The sequence below is a fragment of the Micromonospora sp. NBRC 101691 genome, assembly GCF_030269285.1.
Taxonomy (GTDB): domain Bacteria; phylum Actinomycetota; class Actinomycetes; order Mycobacteriales; family Micromonosporaceae; genus Micromonospora; species Micromonospora echinospora.
Window position 1 is genome coordinate 126,008 of the sequence record NZ_BSTB01000015.1, and the last position, 25,022, is coordinate 151,029.

At 70.7% G+C, this 25,022-nt stretch carries 18 protein-coding genes; 11 read left to right on the forward strand and 7 right to left on the reverse strand.

Annotated features, from left to right (window positions below; genetic code table 11):
• Positions 1 to 42: 42 nt before the first annotated feature.
• The 3 genes from QSK20_RS22070 to QSK20_RS22080 all read left to right on the forward strand — a co-directional run bounded on the left by QSK20_RS22070 (position 43) and on the right by QSK20_RS22080 (position 3,055).
• Complete coding sequence (locus tag QSK20_RS22070; protein ID WP_285790500.1) at positions 43 to 513, forward strand: DUF4334 domain-containing protein; 471 nt, start codon at positions 43 to 45, stop codon at positions 511 to 513.
• A gap of 24 nt (positions 514 to 537) precedes the next feature.
• Positions 538 to 1,632 carry an NAD(P)-dependent alcohol dehydrogenase gene (locus tag QSK20_RS22075; protein WP_285790501.1) on the forward strand — a complete coding sequence of 365 codons (1,095 nt, stop codon included), beginning with the start codon at positions 538 to 540 and terminating at the stop codon, positions 1,630 to 1,632.
• A 232-nt stretch (positions 1,633 to 1,864) separates the two neighbouring features.
• Positions 1,865 to 3,055, forward strand: coding sequence for an oxygenase MpaB family protein (locus QSK20_RS22080; RefSeq protein WP_285790502.1), 1,191 nt, complete (start codon positions 1,865 to 1,867; stop codon positions 3,053 to 3,055).
• Between the two features lie 15 nt (positions 3,056 to 3,070).
• Here QSK20_RS22080 and QSK20_RS22085 read toward each other — a convergent pair whose 3' ends face one another.
• Both QSK20_RS22085 and QSK20_RS22090 read right to left on the reverse strand, forming a co-directional pair.
• Positions 3,071 to 4,234: a TetR/AcrR family transcriptional regulator gene (locus QSK20_RS22085; protein WP_285790503.1), complete on the reverse strand. Its 1,164-nt coding sequence runs from the start codon at positions 4,232 to 4,234 to the stop codon at positions 3,071 to 3,073.
• A gap of 140 nt (positions 4,235 to 4,374) precedes the next feature.
• Positions 4,375 to 5,571, reverse strand: a complete 1,197-nt coding sequence (locus QSK20_RS22090; protein ID WP_285790504.1) for a TetR/AcrR family transcriptional regulator — start codon at positions 5,569 to 5,571, stop codon at positions 4,375 to 4,377.
• A gap of 177 nt (positions 5,572 to 5,748) precedes the next feature.
• Here QSK20_RS22090 and QSK20_RS22095 point away from each other — a divergent pair, with 177 nt between their 5' ends.
• Both QSK20_RS22095 and QSK20_RS22100 read left to right on the forward strand, forming a co-directional pair.
• Complete coding sequence (locus QSK20_RS22095; RefSeq protein ID WP_285790505.1) at positions 5,749 to 6,963, forward strand: acetyl-CoA C-acetyltransferase; 1,215 nt, start codon at positions 5,749 to 5,751, stop codon at positions 6,961 to 6,963.
• A gap of 10 nt (positions 6,964 to 6,973) precedes the next feature.
• The gene (locus QSK20_RS22100; RefSeq protein WP_285790506.1) at positions 6,974 to 9,121 is read left to right on the forward strand and encodes a 3-hydroxyacyl-CoA dehydrogenase NAD-binding domain-containing protein; all 2,148 of its coding nucleotides are present in this window, start codon (positions 6,974 to 6,976) and stop codon (positions 9,119 to 9,121) included.
• A gap of 5 nt (positions 9,122 to 9,126) precedes the next feature.
• Here the strand turns inward: QSK20_RS22100 and QSK20_RS22105 are convergent, their stop codons facing one another.
• Together QSK20_RS22105 and QSK20_RS22110 are read right to left on the reverse strand one after the other, a co-directional pair.
• Entirely contained in the window at positions 9,127 to 11,070 is a 1,944-nt protein-coding gene (locus tag QSK20_RS22105; RefSeq protein WP_285790507.1) for a GMC family oxidoreductase N-terminal domain-containing protein, read from the reverse strand.
• A gap of 105 nt (positions 11,071 to 11,175) precedes the next feature.
• Positions 11,176 to 12,327 carry an acyl-CoA dehydrogenase family protein gene (locus QSK20_RS22110; RefSeq protein WP_285790508.1) on the reverse strand — a complete coding sequence of 384 codons (1,152 nt, stop codon included), beginning with the start codon at positions 12,325 to 12,327 and terminating at the stop codon, positions 11,176 to 11,178.
• Positions 12,328 to 12,403: 76 nt separating this feature from the next.
• On the opposite strand from QSK20_RS22110, the gene QSK20_RS22115 reads away from it, so the two are divergent.
• Entirely contained in the window at positions 12,404 to 13,894 is a 1,491-nt protein-coding gene (locus tag QSK20_RS22115) for an aldehyde dehydrogenase family protein (RefSeq protein WP_285790509.1), read from the forward strand.
• Position 13,895: 1 nt separating this feature from the next.
• Here the strand turns inward: QSK20_RS22115 and QSK20_RS22120 are convergent, their stop codons facing one another.
• Positions 13,896 to 14,576, reverse strand: a complete 681-nt coding sequence (locus QSK20_RS22120; protein WP_285790510.1) for a GntR family transcriptional regulator — start codon at positions 14,574 to 14,576, stop codon at positions 13,896 to 13,898.
• A gap of 43 nt (positions 14,577 to 14,619) precedes the next feature.
• Here QSK20_RS22120 and QSK20_RS22125 point away from each other — a divergent pair, with 43 nt between their 5' ends.
• The 4 genes from QSK20_RS22125 to QSK20_RS22140 are packed head-to-tail and all read left to right on the forward strand — an operon-like array spanning position 14,620 to position 18,787.
• Positions 14,620 to 15,441: an enoyl-CoA hydratase-related protein gene (locus tag QSK20_RS22125; RefSeq protein WP_285790511.1), complete on the forward strand. Its 822-nt coding sequence runs from the start codon at positions 14,620 to 14,622 to the stop codon at positions 15,439 to 15,441.
• Positions 15,438 to 16,595: a CaiB/BaiF CoA transferase family protein gene (locus QSK20_RS22130; protein ID WP_285790512.1), complete on the forward strand. Its 1,158-nt coding sequence runs from the start codon at positions 15,438 to 15,440 to the stop codon at positions 16,593 to 16,595. The genes QSK20_RS22125 and QSK20_RS22130 overlap by 4 nt, the downstream gene beginning before the upstream one ends.
• Positions 16,595 to 17,623 carry an LLM class F420-dependent oxidoreductase gene (locus QSK20_RS22135; protein WP_285790513.1) on the forward strand — a complete coding sequence of 343 codons (1,029 nt, stop codon included), beginning with the start codon at positions 16,595 to 16,597 and terminating at the stop codon, positions 17,621 to 17,623. The genes QSK20_RS22130 and QSK20_RS22135 overlap by 1 nt, the downstream gene beginning before the upstream one ends.
• Positions 17,624 to 17,653: 30 nt before the next feature.
• The gene (locus tag QSK20_RS22140) at positions 17,654 to 18,787 is read left to right on the forward strand and encodes an acyl-CoA dehydrogenase family protein (protein WP_285790549.1); all 1,134 of its coding nucleotides are present in this window, start codon (positions 17,654 to 17,656) and stop codon (positions 18,785 to 18,787) included.
• On the opposite strand, the gene QSK20_RS22145 is transcribed toward QSK20_RS22140, so the two are convergent.
• Both QSK20_RS22145 and QSK20_RS22150 read right to left on the reverse strand, forming a co-directional pair.
• Positions 18,773 to 19,471, reverse strand: a complete 699-nt coding sequence (locus tag QSK20_RS22145; RefSeq protein WP_285790514.1) for a TetR/AcrR family transcriptional regulator — start codon at positions 19,469 to 19,471, stop codon at positions 18,773 to 18,775. The genes QSK20_RS22140 and QSK20_RS22145 overlap by 15 nt on opposite strands.
• A gap of 761 nt (positions 19,472 to 20,232) precedes the next feature.
• Positions 20,233 to 23,103 carry an AAA family ATPase gene (locus tag QSK20_RS22150; protein WP_285790515.1) on the reverse strand — a complete coding sequence of 957 codons (2,871 nt, stop codon included), beginning with the start codon at positions 23,101 to 23,103 and terminating at the stop codon, positions 20,233 to 20,235.
• A 445-nt stretch (positions 23,104 to 23,548) separates the two neighbouring features.
• Between QSK20_RS22150 and QSK20_RS22155 the strand changes: the two genes are divergently transcribed.
• Positions 23,549 to 24,985: a glycosyltransferase family protein gene (locus QSK20_RS22155; protein WP_285790516.1), complete on the forward strand. Its 1,437-nt coding sequence runs from the start codon at positions 23,549 to 23,551 to the stop codon at positions 24,983 to 24,985.
• Positions 24,986 to 25,022: the final 37 nt, after the last annotated feature.

The following is a 25,022-nucleotide window of genomic DNA, read 5'->3' on the forward strand; positions in this document are numbered from 1 at the left end:
GTGCGGTGCCTGAAGTCGCACGTACGGAGAGAGGAAGCCATCATGAACGCGAGCAGAGCCCGAGCCCGGTTCGCCGAGCTGCGCCGACAGGACGGCCCGGTGTCGGCCGCCGAACTCGACGAGATCTGGGCCGCGTTGGACACGGTCCGTCCCGAAGAGATCCTCGGCGAGTGGAAGGGCAGCGCGTTCGACACGGGGCATCCCGTCAACGGGCGACTCGACCAGGTGGGGTGGTACGGCAAGAGCTTCGTCACCCGCACGGACGTCAAGCCCCTGATCTGCCGTAACGACAAGGGCGAGCTGTATTCCAACACCGTGCTCGGCAAGGGCGAGGCCAGCCTGTGGACCGTCGAGTTCCGTGGCGAGTCGACCGCCACGATGGTCTACGACGGTCAGCCGGTCCTCGACCACTTCAAACGAGTCGACGAGAGCACGCTGATGGGGATCATGAACGGCAAGAACGTTCCCACCGACGGTCCCTTCTTCTACTTCCTTCTCGATCGCGTCGGCTGAGCTCGACCACCGAAGGAGCTGATCATGCGGATCCGGGCAGCCGTCACCGAAACCCCGGGCGGACCGTTCGTCATCCAGGCCGTGGATCTCGAAGCCCCACGGCCGCACGAGGTGCTGGTCAGGATCGCCGCGGCCGGCCTCTGCCACACCGACCTCAGCATGCAGGCGAGCTGGCCCCGGCGGCGCACCCCCATGGTCTTCGGGCACGAGGGGGCCGGCGTGGTCGAGGCGGTCGGCGCGGACGTGACCGGCCTCGCGCCGGGCGACCACGTCTGCCTGACCTTCCACAGCTGCGGTCGGTGTGAGCAGTGCGCGACCGGCCACCCGGCCTACTGCCACTTCCAGCAGACCTTGAACATCTCCGGCGGTCGTGGCGACGGCACCACCCCGCTGTCCCGCGACGGGTCGCCCGTACACGGCGCGTTCTTCGGCCAGTCCAGCTTCGCGACGTTCGCGCTCGCCCACGAGCGCAACGCCATCCGGGTCCCTGCCGACCTGCCGGCCGTCGTCGCCGCGCCGTTGGGCTGCGGTGTGCAGACGGGGGCGGGTACGGTGATCAACCGTCTGCGTCCCGAGCCGGGACAATCCCTGGTCGTCATCGGTGCCGGCGGGGTCGGACTCAGCGCGCTGATGGCCGCGGTCGTCCTGGGCTGCGACCCTGTCATCGTCATCGAACCGGTCGCCTCGCGACGCGCCCTGGCCACCGAACTCGGTGCCACGGCAGCCCTGGATCCGAGCGCGGCCGACGACCTCGGCACCGCCGTGCTCGACCTCACCGGCGGCGGCGCACACCACGTCGTGGACACCACCAGCCGACCGGAGATGCTCCGGCAGGCCGTCACCGCCCTGCGTCCCCGGGGCGAGCTCGCCCTCGTCGGCATCGGCACCACGGTCGACTTCGACGTCATGAGCCTGCTCAGCAGGGGAATCCGGGTCCACGGCGTGATCGAGGGCGACGCGGACCCGGCGCGCTTCATCCCCGAACTGGTCGACCTGCACCAGCGTGGCCTCTTCCCGCTGGACCGGCTCATCGCCACCTTCCCCTTCGAGAACATCGGTGACGCCGTGTCCGGCATGCGTGACGGCACCGCGATCAAGCCCGTCCTCACCTTCGACTGAGGACAGTCCCGGTCGACGGCAGGCCGCACCTGGCGGCCCGGTGCCGGTGGCAGGTGACCTCGTATCGAAGACGACCTCTTGCAGGCCGGGTCAAGCTGCTCTATGTTAATAGAAAATCACATGCTCGGATCGCTCGAAACCTGCCTGTAGCACCTCCGCAAGCTGGTGTTCAGGGCGATATCTAGCCGACCGGGAAGTGGTGCGAATGGAGAATCTCAGCAGAAGAAGCGTCTTGACCCTCGGTGCCGCGCTGGGTCTGGTGGCCGTGACGGAGACCCCCAAGGCCTGGGCGTGGTCGTCCGCCAACTCGATCGCCGGGACCGACACGGTCACCGACCCGTGGGACGTGTGGGACGACGACACCGACCCGCTCGTCGCCGCACTGCTCGACAACGGCCAGGTCCCGGCCGTCAACACCGCGTTCGAATCGTTCATCAGGAACGGCGACCCGGTGCCGAGCGGCCTGCCCTCCGCGCTCGTCACCTACCTCAACCGGGTCAACAAGCTGCCCTCCTGGGCCGATCAGGCCAAACTGGACCGTGCCGCCCAGTTCAACAAGCGCATGAGCATGTACCTGTTCCTGCTGTACGGCCTGGGCAGCGGCATCATGAGCACGGTGATCCCGCGCGAGGCCCGCAACGTCTACTGGTCCGAGGGCGGCGCGGACATGAAGGCGCGCGCGGCCAAGACCTTCACGTACGGCTACGACATGAACCCGGTCGACGCCTTCAAGCCGACCGGCAAGTTCATCACCACCTCCACCAAGACCCGCCTGACGCATGCCGCCGTGCGGCACCTGCTGCCGCAGTCGGCAGCGTGGCGGGGAGTCACGGACCACCCGATCCCGATCAGCAACGGCGACATCCTGATCACCTTCCACAGCCTGGGCACCTACGTCCACCGCAAGCTGGTGGAGTGGCGTCGGTACGGCCTCCGGATCTCGGCTGCGGAAGAGGATGCCTACCTGCACATGTGGCAGGTCGCGCTGCACCTGCTCGGCGTACGGCACGAGTTCATTCCCGCCACCTGGGCTGCCGCGTACGAGCAGTCGGAGTACGCGCTGACACCGCTCCTCGCGCCGACGCGGGAGGGCATCGACCTGGCCGACATCCTGTTGAACCTGACCTCGTCGGTCGACCTGGGCATCACCAAGGGGTTCCAGCGCGAGTTCGCGCGCTACCTGCTCAGCGACGAGATCGGCAACTGGCTGAAGTTGCCGCGTGACTTCATCTCGCGGGGCGTGATCGAGGCCGGTTGGCCGACGTACATCATGTTCCGCGAGGGGCTGTCACCGATCATGCCGGACACCTTCTCCATGTTCGACAGGTTCATCCGGGGCCTGGCGATGCTGTTCCTGAACAACGGCACCTCGCCGAGCCACACCCCCATCACCATCCCGACCCGGAACCGGCCCGGCTCCTGAGCCGGGACCCCGTGCTCACAGGGTCAGGGCACCGGTGACCAGGGCGGTCACGGCGTCCCGGTGGCCGGGCGCGTCCTGCCAGCGCAGGGCGCGCCCGGCCTCGACCACCACGCCGAACCCCGCGTGGACCAGCAGCCGGGTCTGTCGTGAGTCCAGCTCCGGCCGGACCCTCCGCAACTGTTGCTCCCAGACGGCGATGTGCTCGCGTTGGGCGAGGATCACCGGGCGCTGCAGCTCGGGCGGAAGACCGGCGACCTCGGCCTCGGCCACGCTGTTGAGGGCGTTGTGTTCGAAACAGTAGGCCACGTACGCGGCCGCCAGCGCGACCACGGCCTGGCGTGGATCGGTCGCCTGACGGAGGCTCCGGTCCACCGCCTGGGCCAGAAGTCCCGCCGCCTGCAGACAGGCGGCCACCAGGATGTCGACCTTGCCGGGGTAGTGGCGATAGATCGCGGACGGGGCCAGCCCGACGGCCTGGGCGATCTGCGCGTTCGTGACGTTGGCGAACCCGTCCCGCGCGAACAACGGGATGGCCGCGGTCAGGATCTCCGCGCGCCGGGTGCGCGGCACGGGCTGGACGGGCAGTTCGACCAGGCGTGCGCTGCCCGCTGCCGCCGCCGGGTCCGAGGTGACCACGCCCAGGGCGGAGGCCAGCAGCAGCTCCTCGATCCGGCGTTGCGCGATCGAGGTGCGATGTGACGTGATGGAGCCGATCGCCCCGAGGGCCGCCACCGCCCGCAGGCTCTCGTCGGGGCGCGGGTACTCGCGCCGTACCAACTCGGTGACCCGATCCACCACGTGCGCGAACTTGGTCCGGAGCTGCCGGCGGTCCTCGCGCTGGAGGTAGCGGGCCTCCCACCGGTAGAGGCCGCCGGACGCGCGGTGGGTGACCGTGACCCGGGTGAGGGCGACGAGCACGTCCGTCAGGGCCGCCTCGGGCGGCCACTCGTCGACCACCGCGACGAGCTTGTCCACGATGACGTTGGCGCACTCGGCGAAGAGCGCGTACTTGTTCGGGAAGTGCCGGTACAGCGCTGCCGCGCTGGTACCGACGACGGCGGCGATCTCCTCCATGGACGCCGCGTGGTAGCCGCGCTCACTGAACACCTGGCCGGCCGCTTCGACGATGACCTGCTTGCGGTTGCGGGGTCGGGTGGCCGCGGTCGACCCGGTGGTCACCGGATCGATCGATCAGGCATGGGCGGACACAGGACCATACGGCTAGTCAATCACAGCACCGTCCGGGCCCTCGACCTCGTGGGGGAGCGCGCGCGGCCGGAATCGACGGTTCTCGGGACGAGGCGGTCGGCCCCTGGTGGTCAGGCGTGCAGCACCGCGAGGGCCAGGCGGGCCGTCTGGGCGTCGTAGCCCTCGGTGCGGTCGAAGCGGCCGAGCCGGCCGATGTCGGTGATGACGTTGAGAGCGGCGTGCACGAGCACCCGGGCGTCGGTGACCGGCAGGTCCGGTCGTACCGCGTTGACGAGTCGCACCCATTCCTCGACGTGCAGGCGCTGCGCCCCGCGCAGCTGGTGACGGTCCTTGTCGGGCAGGTTGTTGTTCTCCGCCAGGTAGACCGCGACGAGGTCGCTCTGGCCGAACGCGTAGGCGACGTAGGTCTGCACGACCCGGCGCAGCGCGTCGGCCGGGTCGCTCGCCTCGGCGATCGCCGCGCTGGTGGCCCCGGTGAGGAGTTCGGTGGCCCGGTAGTAGGCGGCCGCGAGCAGGTCGGCCTTGCCGGGAAAGTACCGGTAGACGCTGGATGCCTGCATGCCGGCCGCGCGCCCGATGTCCTCGACCGCGACGGCGTGGTAGCCGTGGCGGTGGAACAGGCGGATCGCCTCGATCAACAGCAGTTCACGGCGCGACGCCGGGCGCACCGGCGCGGTGCCCGGCGTGGCCCGCTGCGGTGGCGGCACCTGTGGCGCGTCGGCCCGCAGCAGGGTCCAGGCGACGCGGTTGAGCAGCTGTTCGGTTCCGGTGCCGGTGGCCGCCGCGCGGTAGGTGGCCACGCTGCCGAAGGCGCTGAGCGCCGCCTCGACCAGCAGGTCCGCCTGCCCGGCAGTCAGCTCGGGCCGAAGCTCGCGCAGGGGCCCGGCGAGTCGGCCGACCAGCGTGGCCAGGGTCACGGCGAACTCCCGCCGATGCTCGGGGGTGAGGTAGCGGCCCTCCCACTGGTACAGCCCGGCGACGCGCCGTTTGCTCACGGTGACTCCGGCGACAGCGTTCAGCAGCTCGTCGAGGACACCCTCGGTGGTGCTCGACTGCGGGGCGGCGGTCGCGGCGAGCAGAGCGCCGACGACCTCGCGGGTGGCGTGCACGAGGATCGCGTACTTGTTCGGGAAGTGCCGGTACACCGCCGGCCCGCTGATGCCGACGACGGCGGCGATCTCGTCGACGGAGACCCGGTGGTAGCCCCGCTCGCAGAACAGCTCCGCGCCCGCCAGCGCGATGCGGTCCTTGCGGTCTTTCGGTCGCTTCGTCGCTACGGGGCCCGTGTCGCTCGCTGCCGGTCTCACCCTTACACGTTAGCGCCACATCGCGAGAGGTCTGCGGTGACCACCGGCCTTCCGGCACGCCCCGAGCGGGCCGGAGGCAGCCAGCACGCTTCGCGTGGAGGTTCCTTGACAAGCGACCGCCGACTACCCGAAAGTTAGGCGAGATTCGCATTCGGGTGAGCATCGAGGAGCTTGGCTATGACGACCGAGGCGTTCATCTACGACGCGCTGCGCACACCGCGCGGCCGAGGGAAGCCGAGCGGATCGCTGCACGGGGTTAAGCCGGTTTCGCTCGTCACCGGCCTGATCGAGGAGACCCTGCGGCGGATGCCCGGCCTGGATCCGGCACTGATCGACGACGTCGTGCTCGGGGTGGTGTCCCCGCTGGGCGACCAGGGCGCCGTCATCGCCAAGACGGCCGCCGTCGCCGCCGGCCTGCCCGACACGGTGGCCGGCGTCCAGCTCAACCGCTTCTGCGCCTCGGGCCTGGAGGCGGTGAACACCGCCGCGCAGAAGGTGCGTTCGGGCTGGGAGGATCTCGTCCTCGCCGGCGGCGTCGAGTCGATGTCCCGGATCCCGATGGGGTCCGACGGCGGAGCGTGGGCGCTGGATCCGGAGACCAACTTCCGCACCGGCTTCGTGCCGCAGGGCATCAGCGCGGACCTCATCGCGACCATCGAGGGCTATGACCGCGACGTGGTCGACGGCTACGCGCTGCAGTCGCAGGCCCGGGCCGCGAAGGCGTGGGCCAACGGCTACTTCAACCGCTCGGTGGTACCCGTGCGGGACCGCAACGGACTGACCGTCCTCGACCGCGACGAGCACATCCGGCTGGACTCGACCGCCGAGGGTCTCGCCGCGCTCCGTCCCTCGTTCGCGGGCATCGGGGAACAGGCCGGCTTCGACGCGGTCGCGCTCCAGAAGTACCACTGGATCGAGCGGATCGACCACGTCCACACGGCGGGCAACTCGTCCGGCATCGTCGACGGCGCCTCGTTGGTGGCCATCGGCAGCGAGGCGGTCGGTGCGGCCGCCGGTCTCACTCCACGAGCCCGCGTCGTCGCCACCGCGATCAGCGGCGCCGACCCGACGATCATGCTCACCGGCCCGGCCCCGGCCGCGCGCAAGGCGTTGGCCAGGGCCGGCCTCGGCGTCGAGGACCTCGACCTGGTGGAGATCAACGAGGCGTTCGCGGCCGTGGTCCTGCGGTTCGTCGGCGACATGGGCCTGAGCCCGGACATCGTCAACGTCAACGGCGGCGCGATCGCGATGGGGCACCCGCTGGGGGCGACCGGAGCCATGATCCTCGGCACGCTCGTCGACGAGTTGGAGCGACGCGGTGGTCGCTACGGGCTCGCCACGCTCTGCGCCGGCGGCGGCATGGGTATCGCGACCGTCATCGAACGAATCTGAGGAGTCACGAATGGTCAACACCATCCGGTGGGAGCACGGCGACGACGGCGTCGTCCTGCTCACCCTCGACCACCCCGGGCGTTCGGCGAACGTGATGAACGCCGAGTTCGGTGCGAGCCTCACGGCGACCGTGGACCGGCTCGAGGCCGAGCGCGACCAGATCGCCGGCGTGATCGTCACCTCGGCCAAGAAGACGTTCTTCGCCGGCGGCGACCTGGACGCCCTGCTGCGGCTGACGCCGGCCGACGCCGAGGCGTCCGAGGCCGACACACGTCAGCTCAAGAACGCCGTACGCCGGCTGGAGACACTCGGTCGTCCGGTCGTGGCCGCCATCAACGGATCGGCCCTCGGCGGCGGACTGGAACTCGCGCTGGGCTGCCACCACCGCATCGTGCTCGACGATCCGGCCATCGAGATCGGCTTTCCCGAGGTCACCCTCGGCCTGCTGCCGGGGTGCGGGGGCGTCGTCCGCACCGTCCGGCTGCTGGGTGTGGCCGACGCACTGGTCAACTGGCTGCTACGTGGCCAGCGGCGTCGACCGCAGGACGCCCTCGCACACGGGCTGGTCGACGAGATCGCCGCCGACGAGGCGGGCCTGATGGACGCCGCCCGCACCTGGATCGCCGCCCACCCCGACGCGACGCAGCCGTACGACCGCAAGGGCTACCGGATTCCCGGCGGCACCCCGTCCACCCCGGCGCTCGCCGCCCAGCTGCCGGCCATGCCCGCCATGCTGCGCAAGCAGCTCAAGGGTGCGCCCTACCCCGCCCCGGTCAACATCCTCGCCGCCGCCGTCGAAGGCGCGCAGGTCGACCTGGACACCGCCCTCACCATCGAGGGGCGGTACTTCACCGAGCTGGCCACCGGCCAGATCGCCAAGAACATGATCAAAGCGCTCTTCTTCGACGTGCAGACCGCGCGCTCGCGGGACATCGGCGACGGCCACCCGCCGCTGGAGCGGGTGGCCGTCGTCGGTGCGGGCATGATGGGCGCCGCCATCGCCTACGTGTGTGCCCGCGCCGGCATGCAGGTCGTACTCAAGGACGTGACCGTCGAGGGGGCGCTGCGGGGCAGGGCGTACTCGGCGGGCCTGCTCGACAAGGCCGTCGCCCGGGGCGTGTCCACTCCGGACGACCGTGACGCGATCCTGGCCCGGATCCAGGCGACCGAGGACCTCGCCGACCTGGCCGGCGTCGACCTCGCCATCGAGGCGGTCTTCGAGGATCCCGCGCTCAAGCACAAGGTGTACGCCGAGATCGAGCAGGTCGCGCCGGACGCGCTCATCGCCTCCAACACGTCCACCCTCCCCATCACCCTGCTCGCCGAGGGTGTCAGCGCGCCGGAGAGGTTCATCGGGCTGCACTTCTTCTCGCCGGTGGACAAGATGCCGCTTGTCGAGATCATTCGCGGCGAGCGGACCGACGAGGCCACGCTGCAGCGGGCCCTGGGCGTCGTTCGTCGGCTGCGCAAGACGCCCATCGTCGTCAACGACAGCCGTGGCTTCTTCACCAGCCGGGTCATCGGGACGTTCACCAACGAGGGCGTGGCGATGCTGGCCGAGGGGATCCCGGCGGCCAGCATCGAGCAGGCCAGCGGCCAGGCCGGCTACCCCGCACCGGTTCTCGCACTGATGGACGAGCTCACCCTCACCCTGCCCCGCAGGATCCGGCAGGAGACGGCCGCGGCGACGGTCGCCGCTGGCGGCACCTGGCAGCCGCACGCCGCCGACGCGGTCATCGACCGGATGATCGACGACTGCGGCCGGCCGGGACGCTCGGGTGGCGCGGGCTTCTACGACTACCGCGACGGCAAGCGGGTCGGACTCTGGCCGGGCCTGCGGGACACCTTCGGCGGTACGAACCTCGACACGCCCTTCGACGACCTCAGGGAGCGGATGCTCTTCATCGAGGCGATCGAGTCGGTGCGGTGCCTCGAAGAGGGCGTGCTGGTCTCGGTGGTCGACGCCAACGTCGGCTCGATCCTGGGCATCGGCTACCCGAGCTGGACCGGCGGCGTCCTTCAGTACATCAACCAGTACGCGGGCGGACTGCCGGGCTTCGTCGCCCGCGCGCGGGTGCTCGCGGAGCGCTACGGTGACCGGTTCAACCCGCCCCCGCTGCTGGTGGCCATGGCCGACCGGGGCGAGCGGTTCGAATAGCGCGGTCAGAGTCCGGCGGCGAGGCGTTGGGCGTTCATGTACGCGATGGCCTCGACGGAGATCATCGGGTTGACGCCCAACGACGCCGGGAAGGTGGACGCGTCGGCGAGCACCAGGTTCGGCACCTCCCACGTGGCACCGTCCGGCCCGGCGACCGACGTCGCCGCGCTGCCGCCCATGCGGGCCGCGCCCATGATGTGCAGGGCGGCCATCGCCACCTGGCCGGGCGCGGTCCCCAGGGTGTCCGTGTAGCGGATGAAGTCGTCGATGGAGCCCTTGCCGCGTTCCCAGATCCTGCCGCGCTGGTGTCCGGAGAACAGCTTGCGGGCGCCGGCCGCCTCGACGATACGGGCGGCGCCCCCGATCCCGGCCCTCATGTGGGCGGCGTCGTAGGCGGACAGGCGGTAGTGCACCACCGGCTCACCGTCGCTGCCGACCCTGACCTGTCCGCTGTCGCGGTCGCGGGTGATGACGCCGACCCCGCTGAGGTTCGGCAGCGACCGCATCCGCTCCAGGTGGGTCCGGGCGCCCGTCCAGCTCATGAAGGACACGGCGGTGGCCGGGTTGGTGGCGGCGGTCTCGTAGATGACGCCGTAGCCGCGGCCGTCGAGATCGGCGTGTTCGGTGGAGTACCGGGTCTGCATCCCGCCCTCCCACGGTCGGACCTCCTCGTCGAACACACCCCAGACGCCGGTGGCCGGGTGCAGGTGGAGGTGCCGGCCGATGTTCGGGTTGGTGAGGCCGGAGCGGCGTAGCAGGGCCGGCGTCTGCACGCTGCCGGCCGCGGCGACCACGGCGCGGGCGTGGATGGTCACCGGGTGACCGTCGGCCGTGTGGCCGACGACGCCGGTCGCCCGTCCCGCCTTCACGGTGACCGTCCGGACGTCGACGTCGACGACGAGTCGCGCGGCTGACCGCTGGGCGTCGACGAGCCAGGTCTTGGTCGCGGACCGCTTGGCACCGATGCGGCACCCCAGGCCGCACCGCCCGCACTCGATGCCGGTGTCGCAGCCGTCGACGTTGCGGGGCATCTCGTCGACGTGCCAGCCGAGCTTGGTCAGGCCGCGCTCCATGAGCGCGTCGCGGGACGAGATCCGGCCGTGGTCGCGGTTGACCCCGAGCCGGGACCACACCGCGTCGAGGCAACGGTCGTACTCGTCCGTGGCGAACTGCGGCACGCCCAGCGCGGCCCACTCCTCGCGTACGCGGGGCGGGGTGCGGAACGACGTGGTGTAGTTGACGACGGTGCCGCCACCGAGGCACTGTCCCTGGAGAATGCTCAGCTGGCCCTCGGCAGTGGCCGAAGGGCCCGGGGCGTAGAGCCGCGACAGTCCGGACAGTTCCCCGCCGTCGAAGTCCCGGTCGTCGTAGTACCCGCCCTTCTCCACGACGATCACGTCCAGTCCGTGGCCGGCGAGGACGGCCGCGGCGGTGCCGCCGCCGGCACCCGACCCGACGATCACGACGTCGCAGTCCAGGGTGGTCGCCGCGGACAGGCGGATCGGAGCCAGCGCCGGCTCGGGGGCGTCGGTCCTGGTGCCGAGCGGGCCGGGGTAGCCGATGGCGTGCCACAGCGGCGAGTGACCGGTCGGTCCGGGTGCCATGTAGTAGGAGAGGGTGGCGGCACCCTTGAGCGCCTGGAAGAGCGCCCGCTTGCGGGTGACGCCCGACCCGGCCAGGGCGAGCAGCATCTGCTCGCGGCCCTGCTGGGTCTGCCGGGAGAACCGTCGTGCGCCTCCGCCGAGGATCAGCTGGGTGGCGGGGGAGTCCCACACGTCCAGCAGCCGGAGGAACTGCCGGACCTCGGCGGTGCGCGGGTTGTGTAGGACCAGCGCGGCCATGATGTCGACTGCGCCGAGTTGACTGGCCGAGGGAAGGTCGCGGTCCCCGGGTGCGAACGTGTCGCAGATGCTCTCCAGGGCGGCGCGCTGCCGGGCGGACAGTTCCATGGTCTCTCCGTTCGGGATGGGCGGGGGCGCGGTACGGCCGGCGAGTGTGCGACGCACTCACCGGCCGGGGAGCATCCGGGCGACGAACAGGTCCGCCGACCGGCGTCACCGCAACTGGTCGGACAGCCCGTAGGTCTTCGCGATGATCTCGCGCTGGATCTCGCTGGTGCCGCCGTAGACGGTGGACACGACCGAGGAGCGGACCAGTCGCTCCATGTCGAACTCGGTCGCGTACCCGTAACCGCCCATCATCTGCATCGCGTCGAGGGCGACCCGGCGGGCGGTCTCGGTGGCCTTCAGTTTCGCCATCGAGCTCTCCCGGGGCAGCACGGTCTCCGGCGACCGGTCGACCTGGGCGGCGGTGTGGTAGACGAGTAGCCGGGCGCACTCGATCTCGGTGGCCAGGTCAGCCAGGCGGTGCCGGATCACCTGGAACGACCCGATCGGCCGGCGGAACTGGCGCCGGTTCTTGACGTAGTCCACGACGTCGTCGAACGCGCGCTGCGCGGTGCCGAGCATCGCGGTGGCGAGGATCAGCCGTTCCATGTTGAGCCCGGCCATCAACTGCCGCCAGCCGTGGTCGACCTGGCCGACCACGGCGTCGGCGGGCAGCACGCAGTCGGCGAAGTAGAGGTCGTTGACCTCGCGGCCGCCCATGGTCTCGATACCGGAGATGGTCAGGCCGGGTGCCGTGGCGGGGACCAGGAACATGGTCAGGCCGTCGTGGTCGCCGGCCCGGCCCGACGTGCGGGCGACCAGCAGGATGTGCTCGGCGAGATGGGCGTTGGAACACCAGGTCTTCTGGCCGTTGATGACGAATCCGTCGTCCCGGCGTTCGGCGCGGCAGCTCAGGTTGGCCACGTCCGAGCCGGCCTCGGGTTCGGACATCGCGACCGCCTCGACGACCCCGCGGGCCACCCCACCCAGGATGAGCTTCTTCTGCTCCGGCGAACCGAAGCGCTCGTAGGTGGCGGCGACGATGATCGACGTGGTGAAGCCGCCGATCGGCGCCATCGATCTGGCGGTCTCCTCCAGGAAGAGGCACAGCTCCACCATGCCCGCGCCGCCGCCGTCGAACTCCTCCGGCAGCGACAGGCCCAGCCAGCCGAGGTCGGCCATCTTGCGGTACAGCTCCGGGCTGTGGGTCTCCCGCCCGCCGTTGGTCAGTTTCTGCCGCTGCTCACGGGTTCCGGCCTCGCGGCGGCAGAAGTCCTGCACGGCCGCGACAAGTGATCGTTGCTCGTCGCTCCATTCCACTGCTGCACCTCCAGCGTCACAACGGGGATTGACAGCAAGGCTAGACTATCGAATATCAAATGTCAGGAGGCCGCCGATGACGTCCCTCGTCGAGCACCCCCGCCGGCTCCACGTCGTCGACCCGATAACCGGCGAGTCCCGCGCCGACCACGTCATAGCCGACGAAGCCGCGGTCCGCACCGCCGTCCAGCACGCGCGCGACGCCGCACACTGGTGGGCCGGTCTGGACGCCCGGCAACGTCGACGTCATCTGCTCGCGTACAAGACACTCGTCGCGAGCCGCATCGACGAACTGGCCGACCTCGTCCGGAGCGAGACCGGCAAGTCGGTCGCGGGGGCCCAGCTGGAGGTGATGCTCGCCGTCGAGCACCTGGACTGGGCCGCCCGACACGCCCGGCGGGTGCTGCGACGGCGGGCGGTCTCCTCCGGCCTGCTCGCGTTCAACCAGGCCAGCTCGGTGGAGTACGTGCCGTACGGCGTCGTCGGTGTGATCGGCCCGTGGAACTACCCCGTCTACACGCCGATGGGGGCGATCTCCCATGCGCTGGCGGCCGGCAACGCGGTGGTGTTCAAGCCCAGCGAGTTCACCTCCGGCGTCGGTGTGTGGCTGGCGCAGCGCTGGAGCGAACTGCTTCCCGACCGGCCGGTCCTCCAGGTCGTCACCGGTGACGGCACGACCGGGGCCGCGCTGTGCCGCGCCGCGGTCGACAAGATCGCGTTCACCGGATCGGCCGCGACGGGGCGTGCGGTCATGGCCGCCTGCGCCGAGAGCCTGACCCCCGTCGTGATCGAGGGCGGCGGCAAGGACGCGCTCATCGTCACGGCCGACGCCGACCTCGACGCGGCTGCCCGGGCGGCCGTGTTCGGCGGCCTGGGCAACGCCGGGCAGACCTGCGCCGGAGTCGAGCGCGTCTACGTCGAACAGGCCGTGTACGAGCCGTTCCTGGCCAAACTGGCCGATCTGGTACGGCAGGTCCGGCCGGGTGCCGAGCCGGATGCGCCGTACGGGCCGATGAGCACGCCGGCCCAGCCCGGCATCGTGCTGAGCCACATCACCGACGCGATCGACCGGGGCGCCCGGGCGGTGGTCGGCGACGCGAGTTCGGTGCGGTCCCCGTTCGTCGAGCCGGTCCTGCTGGCCGAGGTGCCCGAGGACAGCACGGCGGTCACCGACGAGACGTTCGGGCCGGTGCTGGTGGTCAATCCGGTGACCGACGCCGACGAGGCGCTGCGCCGGACGAACGCGACCACCTACGGGCTCTCCGGCTCGATCTTCACGGGACACCGCCGTCGTGGACTGGCGCTCGCCGCCCGGCTGCGGGCGGGTGCGGTGTCGGTCAACTCGGTGCTCGGGTACGCCGGCGTGCCGTCACTGCCCTTCGGCGGTGTCGGCGACTCGGGGTTCGGACGGGTCCACGGCGCGGACGGCCTGCGCGAGTTCAGCCGGCCGCGGTCGGTCACGTGGCAGCGGTTCCGGCCGCCGATCGACGTGATGACGTTGCAGCCGGCCGCTTCCGCCATGCGGGCCTCGTTGGCGATGTTCAAGTGGCGTCATGGTCGCCGGTGACTCACCCGCTCCACACCCCCAGACCGTCGAGATGCTTGATCAACCGTTCGGCACCGTCGGTGAAGTGGCGGGCCATGACCGGCCGGACGGCGACCGGGTCGTGGGCCTCGAGCGCGCCGAGCAGGGCCTCGTGATCGGCGATCATGCCCGCCCGCCACTCCGGGTTGGCCGCGTAGAACCGCGACGGCGTGTAGCGCGTCGCGGTCCGCAGCATCCAGGACAGCTTGCGCGCGTCGGCCAGCCGGTTGATCGTGCGGTGGAACTCGAACTCGAGCTGCTCGACCCGGCTGATCTGCCGGGCCTGGGCGGCCCGACGCAGCCGCTCGTGCTGCTGCCGCAGGTCGTCGAGCTGGTCCGGCGTGATGCTGACGGCGACCCGGGCGGCGAGCTCGCCGGCGATGTCGCCCTGCAGGCCGAACATGTCCATGATGTCCTGTCGGGACAGCGGCGCGACCACGTGACCGCGGCGGGGCTGCAGCTCGACCATGTCCTCCGCGCGCAGCATCAGCAGGGCCTCCCGCACCGGCGTGATACTCAGCCCGGTCTCCTGGGCGACCTCCTCGAGCCGGATCCGCTCACCGGGGCGCAGCTGGCCGGACATGATCCGGTCGCGCAGCAGGCTCGCCACCGTCTCGGACAGTTGAGGATGAGAAACGTCCTGGATCTTGCTTCGCGCCGCCACCCGGTGAGAGTATCAAATATCAGATGTCACGAGGGATGCGCCGATGAGCTTGTCTGTGCCTGAGGCCGAACCGGCCGGTTGTGGCCTGCGGGCCGCCACCCGCGCCGGAGTCCGTACGATCTGGTTCGACCGGCCCGACCGGCGGAACACCATGACGCTGGACATGTTCCGCGACTACTACGCGGCACTGCGGGCCGCCGACGCGGATCCGCAGGTGCGGGCGATCGTGGTGACCGGCGCGGGCGACTGGTTCTGCGCGGGCGCCGACCCGGAGGCGCTGCAGGCGCTGCTCGACGAGCGCCACCGCGACCGGCTCATGGACGAGTTCGGCTTCGCGCCACATCTGCCGATGACACTGGGAACGCCGATCGTCGCGGCGGTCAACGGCGGTGCCGCAGGCCTCGGCCTGGTCCACGCCCTCTATGCCGACGTGCGGTTCCTGTCGGCGCAGGCACGCCTGGCCACCGCGTTCAGCCGGCTCGGCCTCATCGCCGAGTACGGCAGCGCCTGGCTACTGCCCCGGCTGGTCGGCGTGGGCAACGCGCTGGATCTGCTGGTGTCCGGCCGCAAGATCGACGCGGCGGAGGCGTACCGGATCGGACTGGTGCAACGGGTGCTCCCACGCGACGAGGTGCTGGCCGAGGCACAAGCCTATGCCGCCGCTCTCGCCGCGCACTGCTCGCCGGCCTCCATGGCGGTGATCCGGCAGCAGGTGTGGTCGGGCCTGGAGACCGGAGCCGCCCAGGCGACCGCCGACGCCGGTCGGCTCATGGCCGCATCCCTCGCCGGGGCCGACTTCGGTGAGGCACTCGCCAGCCAACTCGAGGGGCGTGCTCCCCGCTTCGCCGCGCGGGCCGGCGCATGAGCGGCCCGCTGGCCGGGGTCCGGGTCCTGGAGCTCGCCGGGATCGGCCCGGGCCCGTTCGCGGCGATGCTCCTGGCCGACCTGGGGGCCGACGTCGTCCGGATCGACCGCCCGGAGCCGGGCGCGCTGTCGGCCGGCGACCCGGGGCGGGACCTGCTCAACCGGGGCAAGCGGTCGGTCGTCGTGGACCTGAAGCATCCCGACGGGGCCGAGGTGGTCCTCGGACTGGCCGAGCGGGCCGCGATCGTGATCGAGGGCTGGCGTCCCGGGGTGGCCGAACGGCTGGGCATCGGGCCACAGGTCGCGCTGGAGCGCAACCCGGGCCTCGTCTACGGACGGATGACCGGGTGGGGACAGCAGGGGCCACTGGCCCGCGCCGCCGGTCACGACATCGGCTACATCGCCGTCGCCGGGGCCCTCCACCCGATCGGCCGCCCGGACGGGCCGCCCCAGATCCCGCTCAACCTCGTCGGTGACTTCGGTGGTGGCGCGCTCTACCTCGTCGTCGGCTGTCTGGCGGCGCTGCACGTGGCCGGGACCACCGGCCGGGGGCAGGTCGTCGACGCCGCCATCGTCGACGGTACGGCCCACCTCACCACGATGTTCGCCGGTCTCCTCGCCGACGGCGCCTGGCGACCCGAGCGTGGCCGCAACCTGCTCGACGGCGGAGCGCCGTTCTACGACGTCTACGCGACCGCCGACGGCGGGCACATGGCGGTCGGCGCACTGGAACCCCGGTTCTACGCCGAGCTGCTGCGGCTGCTCGGGCTGGCCGACGCGGACCTGCCGGCCCAGCACGACGTCGCCGGCTGGCCGGTGCTCCGCGCGCGTTTCGCGGAGGTCTTCGCCGGTCGCACCCGCGACGAGTGGACCACCGTGTTCGAGGGCACCGACGCCTGCGTGGCGCCGGTGCTGTCGCTCGCCGAGGCGCAGCACCATCCGCACCTGGTGGCGCGTGCGACGTTCGAGGAGCACTTCGGCCTTCGGCAGCCGGCGGTGGCACCCCGCCTGTCGCGGACACCGGGGGTGATCGGCGGCAGCCCGCCCGTACCGGGCGCCGACACCGAGACCGTGCTCACCGAGTGGGGTCTCGGCGCACACCTCCGACAGTGGCTGGACAACGGCGCTGTCAGTCAGACACAGGGAGCCCGCTGATGCGTATCGCGACACCGCTGGCCTATGCCACGGACCCCAGGAGCGGCGCGGACGCCGTGGCCACCTGGGAGCAGGACGGCCTCGACGTGGTCTGGGTGTCGGAGGCCTACGGCTTCGACGCGCCGACCATCATGGGCTACCTCGCCGCGAAGACGACCCGGATGCAGATCGGCTCGGCCATCCTGCCCATCTACTCCCGCACCCCGGCGCTGCTGGCACAGACCGCGGCCGGCCTGGACGCGATCTCGGGCGGCCGCGCCATCCTCGGCCTGGGCGCGTCAGGACCGCAGGTGATCGAGGGATGGCACGGCGTCGCCTACGACCGGCCGCTCACCCGGACCCGCGAGGTGATCCGGGTCTGCCGGCAGGTGTGGCGACGCGAGACGCTGGTCCATGACGGCATCTACCAGCTGCCGCTGCCCGCCGGGGAGGGCACCGGCCTCGGTAAACCGCTGAAGATCCTCACCCACCCGGTCCGCGACCGCATCCCGATCCACGTGGCGAGCCTGGGTGACAAGAACGTACGGATGACCGCCGAGATCGCCGACGGGTGGCTGCCGTTCCTCTTCGACCCCGAGCGCGCGGCCGATGTCTGGGGTGCCGCGTTGGCGGCCGGCCGGGCCAAGCGGCCCGGCGATCTCGGGCCGCTCGAGATCGTGGCCGGCGGTCCGCTGGCCATCGGCCCGGACGTGACCGGCCTGCGCGACCTCGCCCGGCCGCTGATCGCCCTGTACGTCGGCGGTATGGGCGCCAAGGGCCGCAACTTCTACCACGACCTGCTGGGCCGCTACGGCTACGCCGCCGAGGCGGACCGCATCCAGGACCTCTACCTGGCTGGCCGCAAGACGGAGGCAGCTGCCGCGGTGCCGGCGGAGCTACTGGAACGCACCAGCCTCATCGGGCCGGAGAGCTACGTTCGGGACCGCGTCCAGGCCTATCGCGACGCCGGCGTCACGATCCTCAACGTCACGCCGCTGGGTTCCGAACCGCGGCGTCTCATCGCCACCCTCAAGGACATGGCCCAGTAGGAACCTGTGCAGAAGGAGCTGACGCACATGGTGGACCGCACCATCTTCTCCGCCGACCACCTCGCGTTCACCGAACTCGTACGCGCCTTCATCGACAAGGAGATCGCACCGCACCATGACCGCTGGGAAGCCGAGGGCATCGTCGACCGCAGCGTGTGGCGGGCTGCCGGCGCTGCCGGCCTGCTGGGCTTCTCCGTCGACGAACGGTACGGCGGCGGCGGGGTGACGGACCGGCGCTTCAGCGCCGTCCTCACCGAGGAACTGGCCCGGGCGGGCGCGAGCGGCCCGGCGTTCGGCCTGCACAACGACATCATCGGGCCGTACCTGACCGACCTGACCAACGACGAGCAGAAGCAGCGGTGGCTGCCGGGTTTCTGCTCCGGCGACATCATCACCGCGATCGCCATGTCCGAACCGGGCGCCGGCAGCGACCTGCAGGGAATCACGACCACCGCGGTGCGCGACGGGGACAGCTACGTCCTCAACGGGCAGAAGACCTTCATCAGCAACGGCATCCTGGCCGACGTGGTCATCGTCGTGGCCCGTACCGACCCGGCAGCGGGGCACCGGGGGATCAGTCTGCTGGTGGTCGAGCGGGGCATGGCCGGCTTCGAGCGGGGCCGCAACCTCGACAAGATCGGGCAGAAGGCGCAGGACACCGCCGAACTGTTCTTCGCCGACGTCCGGGTGCCGGCCGCCAATCTCCTCGGCGTGGAGGGCGAGGGCTTCGCCTACCTGATGCGCAACCTTCCCTTCGAGCGGCTGTCGATCGCCGTCGCGGCGCTCGCCGGTGCCGAGGCGGTGTTCGAGCAGACCCTGGACTACTGCAAGCAGCGCCAGGCCTTCGGCCGACCCATCGGCACGTTTCAGCACAACCGGTTCGTGCTGGCCGAACTCGCCACCGAACTGCGCCTCGGCCGGGTCTTCGTCGACCAGTGCCTGGTCGAGCCGGCCCTCACGGCGGAGACGGCGGCGATGGCGAAATGGTGGTGCACCGAGTTGCAGCACCGGACCGTCGACCGTTGCCTACAGTTGCACGGCGGCTACGGCTACATGCGCGAGTACCCGGTGGCCAAGGCGTATCTGGACGCCCGCGTCCAGACGATCTACGGCGGCACCACGGAGATCATGAAGGAGGTGATCGGCCGGTCACTCGGCCTGTGAGCGGTACTCCAGCATGGGTACGAGGAACCTTCGGGCCACGGCGCGCAGCTGTTCGGTGTCGTCGAGATCGACGACGTGGCTGGGAGTGAGCAGGAAGGAACAGGACAGTCGCGTCATCAGTTCGGCCACCACCTCGACGTCCACCGTCTCGGAGATGTTGCCGGCGTGTTGTTCGCGGCGGAGTTGGCCGGCGACGAACCGTTGTACCGTGGCCAACGTCCGTCCGCCGTCGCTGATCATCGAGGGGATGATCACGTCCGGTTCGGCGGTCATCAGCCCCCCGATCAGCGGGTTACGGCGGATGGCCTGCAGGGCGCTGACGAAGCCCAGCACCACCCGGTCACCGACGCTCGCGGCCTGTTGGATGTCGACGAGAAACTGGTCGAAGTACCGGCGGAACTCCCGGCGTACCACCTGCTCGACCAGCCTGTCCTTGGTGGCGAACCGGCGGTACGCCGTGATCCGGGAGACGCCGGCCCGCCGGGCCACGTCCTCCATGGTGGACCGTCGGACGCCCATGCGGCAGAACTGCTCGTAGGCGGCATCGAGAACCCGCATGGTGACGTCGTCGTTGTCGTCGGCGCGTTCCAGCGCCTCGGTGAAGGCCCGTTCCAGCAGCGACTCCGAGCCGGACGCGGTCCCCGGCAGTTCCACGGCGCGCCCGTCGTGACCGGCCCCGGACACACCGGGGGATGATGCGTTCGCGGGGACGGTCCGGGCCATGGCTGCCCTCTCGTGAGTTACGTTGACGCGAGTCCTGCATCACGGTACCAACCATGAACCCGGAACTTCGAGTGCTGCGGGGCCTACCCACCGTAGCGAGCGGTGATGCTCGCGCGGTAACGGTCGACAATGACGCGGCTCGTGGGTCTACGGGCTGATCAGGCGGGAGCGGCAGCCGTTGCCCGAGCCGGTTCCCGCCCGCTGAGTCCCCGCTCCCGCTCGGGACGTCGCCCGGCGCCCGAGTGCTTCGCTACCGGGCTTCGGCGGGATTGCGTCTGAGGCCGCCCATTGGGCTTTTGCTCCCGTTTCTCCAAAGCGTCATCAAAGGAAAGCATGGCGAGTCGAGCCCGGTTCGACGGCTATGCTGAATCCACTTTGGTCGTCGCAGGGGGATGATGGGATGGCTCTTTTCGAAACCGCCGCCTTCCTTCTGATCGCGGCAAGTCGGGCGGTGGAGGCCTGGCGGAAGCACAAGAACAATGATCTGAGCCCGCCCCAGCGCAGCATTTTTGGTCCAGGCGATGGGGACTCGTCCGGAGGTGCCTCATTCGGTCCCGGTTCAGAGCCTCCGCCAGGCCGGCCGTGATCCTCGCGTCGCCCACCTCCGACATGTTCGCAACGTGCGCTGCTTCGATCTCCGGTCGCCAATCATGAACGCCGGGACCGGAAGGACGGAAACTGCAAGCTCGGGACCCCGCGTGGCCGCACCCGAGCCCTGACGATCACAGATACTGGCCGATCGCGGGCGGCTTGTCGTGGTCGCCGAATTCGGTCGGCAGATCCTCCGCCAGCAGCTTCCGAATGACCTCCGCTGGCGCGTCGGTCAGCTCGATGATCCGGGATGCCTGTTTGGCGATGGTCGCCTCCAGCAGGTTGCGCACCGTACGGCCGTTGCCGAACGACGGCCCTCGGGAGAGGCGGACCAGCGCCGTGCGCACCCGGTCCCGTACGTTGTCGGCGAGTTGGTAGCCGGCGTCGTCGGCGAGCACGGTGAAGATCTGCACCAGTTCGTCGAGGTTGTAGTCGGGGAACTCGAGGACCTTCGGGAAACGAGAGGCCAGACCGCTGTTCGCGTCGAGGAACCGCCGCATCTCATGGTCGTACCCGGCCGCGATCACCACCAGGTCGTCGCGATGGTCCTCCATCAGCTTGAGCAGCGTGGCGATCGCCTCGTGACCGTAGTCCCGCGGCGAGTCGGACATCGACAACGAGTACGCCTCGTCGATGAAGAGCACACCACCGAGTGCCCGCTCGAACGCCGCGTGGACGCGTGGAGCGGTTTGCCCGATGTACTGACCGATCAGGTCTGCCCTGGTGACCTCGACCAGATGACCGGAACCGAGCAGCCCGAGATCGGCGTAGATCCGGGCGATCATCCGAGCCACGGTGGTCTTCGCGGTGCCCGGATTGCCGACGAACACCATGTGCCGGGATCCTCCGCCCACCACGAGCCCGGCCCGGGTCCGCAGGCTCTCCGCCCGAGCCTCCGCGACCAGCAGCCGCACCTGCGCCTTGACGTCGCGTAGCCCGATGAGCGCGTCCAGTTCCGCCATCGGGTCGCCCTTGTGGGCGGGCGCGAGCACGACCGACGCCGGTGCCGTGATGTCCTCGACCAACAGTTCGGCCAACTGCTCGACCGTGGGTGTGGCCGACCGGCTGATCCGCAGCGCCTGGTGCGACGCGGACTCGTCGACGAGGTTGCGGACCACCCAGGCGTTGTCGAAGCCGGCAGCGCGCGGCATCCGCGTGACCAGGTTCCGGACCCGGTCGAGTACGCCGTCGGCGGGCGTGAATCCTGACGCTTTGGCCTCCAGGTCGAAGAGCCGCACCATCTCGTCGTCGGTGAAGTCGACGAAGTTGAAGGTGTTCGGGAACCGCGCCGCCAGGCCGGCCTCGCTGGACAGGAAGTCCGCGACCTCCTTGGGATGACCGGCGATGATGACGACGAGGTTCTCGCGGTGCTCCTCGATCATCCTGGCCAGCGTGGCGACAGCCTCGCGCGAGGCAGCGCTCTCCTGGATCGCCCGGCCGATGTTGATCAGCAAGATGCCGCCGACCGCGTTGCGTACGGCAGCGGTCACCTTGGCGCCGTCGAGCAGCTCCGCCCTGGCCACCTCGACCAGGTGCCCGGAGGTCAGCACGCCGTACGAGGCATAGATCTGGCCGATGATCGTGGCGATGGTGGTCTTGCCGGTACCGGGATTTCCCGCGAACACCATGTGCCGCCGGTTGCGGGCCGGCGGCAGCCCGGCCTCGCGGCGCAACGCCTCGACCCTGGCCTCAGCGCTCAGCCGGGCGACGCGTTGCTTGACCGGGGACAGCCCGACCATGTCGTCGAGGAGGCTCACGGCAACCCGCTCCGCGTAATCGCTCGGGACACCGTCGGGCCGGGCCGGCCGGGGTAGGGCGGGGGCGGGCCGCGCCGGTTTCGGAGCATCGGCGAGGGCGGACACGAGCGGGTTGATGACGGCGGGCCGCGGCTGGCCGAGCGTGCGCAGGCCACGCAGGTACCTCAGGCAGAAGAAGAGACCGCTCTTCACGTCCTTGTGCGGGTCCGGCCAGCCGTTCAGCGCGGTGGCGCAGCTCCACTCCAGTCCCACCCAGATGCGCGCGGTCTCCGCCTCGCCCGCGATGATCGCGCGGTCCAGCCACGCGAACACGCCCTTGTACCAGGCCTCGTAGTCGAAGCTGGGCTTGAGTAGCTGGAACGCGCGGAGGATCTCGTGGTAACCGTCCTGGCCCAAACCGGTCGTGGCGATGACCGCGGGCACCGGCTTGCCGAGCTTCAGCAGCATGGCGGCGACCAACTCGTCGAAGCTGCCGGCCTCGTCGCCCACGGTGTCCACCAACCGCTGGTGAATGGCGTGGAGGCCGGTCAGGGTCCAGGAAAGGTAGTCGGCTGGTCCGGCGTAGTCGGGCAGGGCGGCGCGCTCCGCGTCACCGAGCAGGCTCGATCGCCACAGGGTGGCGAGTTGCTGCCTCGACCCCGTCCGGTGCTGTTCCCGCAGCGCCGGATCCTCGGCTATCCGGGCGTACAGCGCGGCCAGTGCGTGCCCGCGGTCCGCGAACGGTGGCGCCTCGACCAGGACCTCGAGGCAGTCCCGGTAGTAGCGGAGGATGCGTTCCCGGCGCTCCGGACTGTCGGAGTCCGCGTAGAGGCGTCCGGGCGGGGACGGCACGACCTGGGTCTGCCAGGTCGCCTCCGGGTCTGTCGTCGGAGTCACGGGCGACTGCAGGTGCTCGGTGACCAGGAGGTCACCGAGCCGCCACAGCGAGCCCGACGCGCTCGTGGACGCACCGAGCGAGCCCTGCGCCAACCACTTCACCTCCTCGACCGCCATGGACGTGCCGGATTTGAGGCGCGGGGCCCGGGCGGGCAGGTCGGTGAGTCCTTCGCGTGAGGCGATGGCCATCAGTCGTGCACGGGTGTCGTCGAGCCACCCCTCGGGCGGCACCCATGGTCTGGTCGGCCCGAACACGTTGAGGTGTGGCGATCCGGTCAGCAACGGCACCAGATGGTCGGGCAGTTCGATCCGGCCACTGGTCGGCCGCGAGGCGACGGGGGTGGGACCGGCCGGGGGCCAGGCGCTCATGCCTGAACTCTAGGTCCGACCACCGACAACTCTTCCGTCGGCACCGGTTACCTCAGGGCTGCCCCCGAGGTGGCCCGGTCGGGCTGCTCGGGACTGCTCCGTGGGTGGGTCGCCGACGGGTCGCCCCTCCGCGTGGCGGGGACGCCGGCCAGAAGGCGTCCGCCACGTTTCGGTGACGATTCGGAGAAGAGCGTGCTGGTGGGACGGGCAGGCTTCGCCGGCCGCAAGGGATCGCGCACCGTGCGTACATGTCGGCGAAGTGGGGTACGAAGACTCCGGTGAATGCCCTGTATGCACTGGCACACCGATGTCACCTCTGCGTCGACCCGGCCCGGCGCGGCAGCGCCCGGCTGACTGTCGAGCACATCAGCGAACACCACCACGGCCATCCCAGTGATACGGCCCAGCACCAGAGGGCCTTCAGCATGGCGTCGGGACGGCCGCGATGAGAATGGCCCTGGTGTGTGGCGACGGGCTGCCGGTCAGCGGCCTGTTGACGGTCTTCCGTAACGTGGTCGACCTGGCCGACGCGGCCGGAGTGTTGTCCACCCCGATCCCGGCCGACCTCGGCTACTCCTGGCGGCCGGACAAGCCTGCGTTCTATCCACGTGGCGCAGCCTCCACGGTCAGCCCGCCCTGGCTGGACGTCACGGACGCCACCCCGCTCGGTGACGGCGCCGGGGTGGCCGAGGAACTGACCGCCATCCGCGTCGCGGTGGCTGCCCCCGAGCAGCTTTCGACCGCCGAGCGCGCACGGCTGCGGGACCGGATCGACGTCCTCGCGGGCCCCTACGAGCGGCACTTCCTGGACTGGTGGGAGCGGCACGACGTGGACTGGGTGTGTGCGGTGAACATGACCCTGTCCGACGCGGTGCCGGTCACCCTGGCCCTGCACCGGGCCGCCGAGCGGAGGTGGGGGGCGGGCCGGCCGGGCGGGGTCCTGTTCTGGGACCATGACCTCTTCGCCAGTTACGCCGTTCACGAGGGCTCCTCCCGGGTCTATCCACGGGCGCCGAACGAGTTCACTCCGGTACCGAACGACCCACGCCTGCACCGGTGGGCTGTCGTGTCGCCGGCCCTGGTCGAGGAAGGCGCCGGCTATCCGACCGGCCTGCGTCCGGAACTCGTGCCGAACGTACTCCCCACGGTGCCGGCCGGGACGAGCACCCGGCACCGCGAGTTTCTGGCCCAGCACGGACTGGCCGACGGCCGTCCGGTGGTGCTGTGCCCGGTGCGGATGTTCCGGGTCAAGGGGGTGGAGGTCGCGGTGCGGCTGCTGGCCGCCGTGCGGGACGTCTGCGTCGGACGCGACGAGCCCGTCCCGTACCTGTTGGTCTTCGGCAGCCTGGGCGAGGACCCCGAGTACACCGAGGAGGTGATGGCCGCAGTGGCGGCAGAAGGGGTCGGCGACGACGTCCGGTTCCTCGACGGTGTTCCTCTGGCGAGCGGGCGCGGCCAGGACGGGCGGTGGCTGCTGGACGAGGCGGACCTGCTGCGGGTGTGTGCCGACAGTCAGGGCGGGGTGTTCTTCACCCCGAACCGTCCCGACGTGGAGAGCGTCGGTCTGGGCCCGGCCCTGGCTGCGCTGGTGGACGTGCCGTGCGCGTCCACCACGTACGACGCCCGCGACGAGGTCTACGGAAGCGACTTCGTGCAGGTCCGGGTGGATCCGCAGGCGCCCGCCGCGAGCGCCGCCGAATTCGCGGACTACCTGGCGGCGGGCCGGCGGGCGGATCCTGCTGTCCGGCTGAGGCTGGCCGGCAACCGCATCTCCATGCGTGAACGGTTCCCCGACGGCCCCTGGCGGAACCTGCTCGACCGGATGGCTCATGCGGTCACGGCCGGTCGAGGGGCTCCGTCGGCGACGGCCCGGCGCCTCTGACCGGCACTGCCGTAGGACCACCACCCCGCTGCGGGGA

Coding starts and splice junctions, on each gene's coding strand:
- QSK20_RS22070 (WP_285790500.1), top strand. CDS start 43: ATGAACGCGAGCAGAGCCCGAGCCCGGTTCGCCGAGCTGCGCCGACAG.
- QSK20_RS22075 (WP_285790501.1), top strand. CDS start 538: ATGCGGATCCGGGCAGCCGTCACCGAAACCCCGGGCGGACCGTTCGTC.
- QSK20_RS22095 (WP_285790505.1), top strand. CDS start 5,749: ATGACGACCGAGGCGTTCATCTACGACGCGCTGCGCACACCGCGCGGC.
- QSK20_RS22100 (WP_285790506.1), top strand. CDS start 6,974: ATGGTCAACACCATCCGGTGGGAGCACGGCGACGACGGCGTCGTCCTG.
- QSK20_RS22105 (WP_285790507.1), bottom strand. CDS start 11,070: ATGGAACTGTCCGCCCGGCAGCGCGCCGCCCTGGAGAGCATCTGCGAC.
- QSK20_RS22115 (WP_285790509.1), top strand. CDS start 12,404: ATGACGTCCCTCGTCGAGCACCCCCGCCGGCTCCACGTCGTCGACCCG.
- QSK20_RS22125 (WP_285790511.1), top strand. CDS start 14,620: ATGAGCTTGTCTGTGCCTGAGGCCGAACCGGCCGGTTGTGGCCTGCGG.
- QSK20_RS22130 (WP_285790512.1), top strand. CDS start 15,438: ATGAGCGGCCCGCTGGCCGGGGTCCGGGTCCTGGAGCTCGCCGGGATC.
- QSK20_RS22135 (WP_285790513.1), top strand. CDS start 16,595: ATGCGTATCGCGACACCGCTGGCCTATGCCACGGACCCCAGGAGCGGC.
- QSK20_RS22150 (WP_285790515.1), bottom strand. CDS start 23,103: ATGAGCGCCTGGCCCCCGGCCGGTCCCACCCCCGTCGCCTCGCGGCCG.
- QSK20_RS22155 (WP_285790516.1), top strand. CDS start 23,549: ATGAGAATGGCCCTGGTGTGTGGCGACGGGCTGCCGGTCAGCGGCCTG.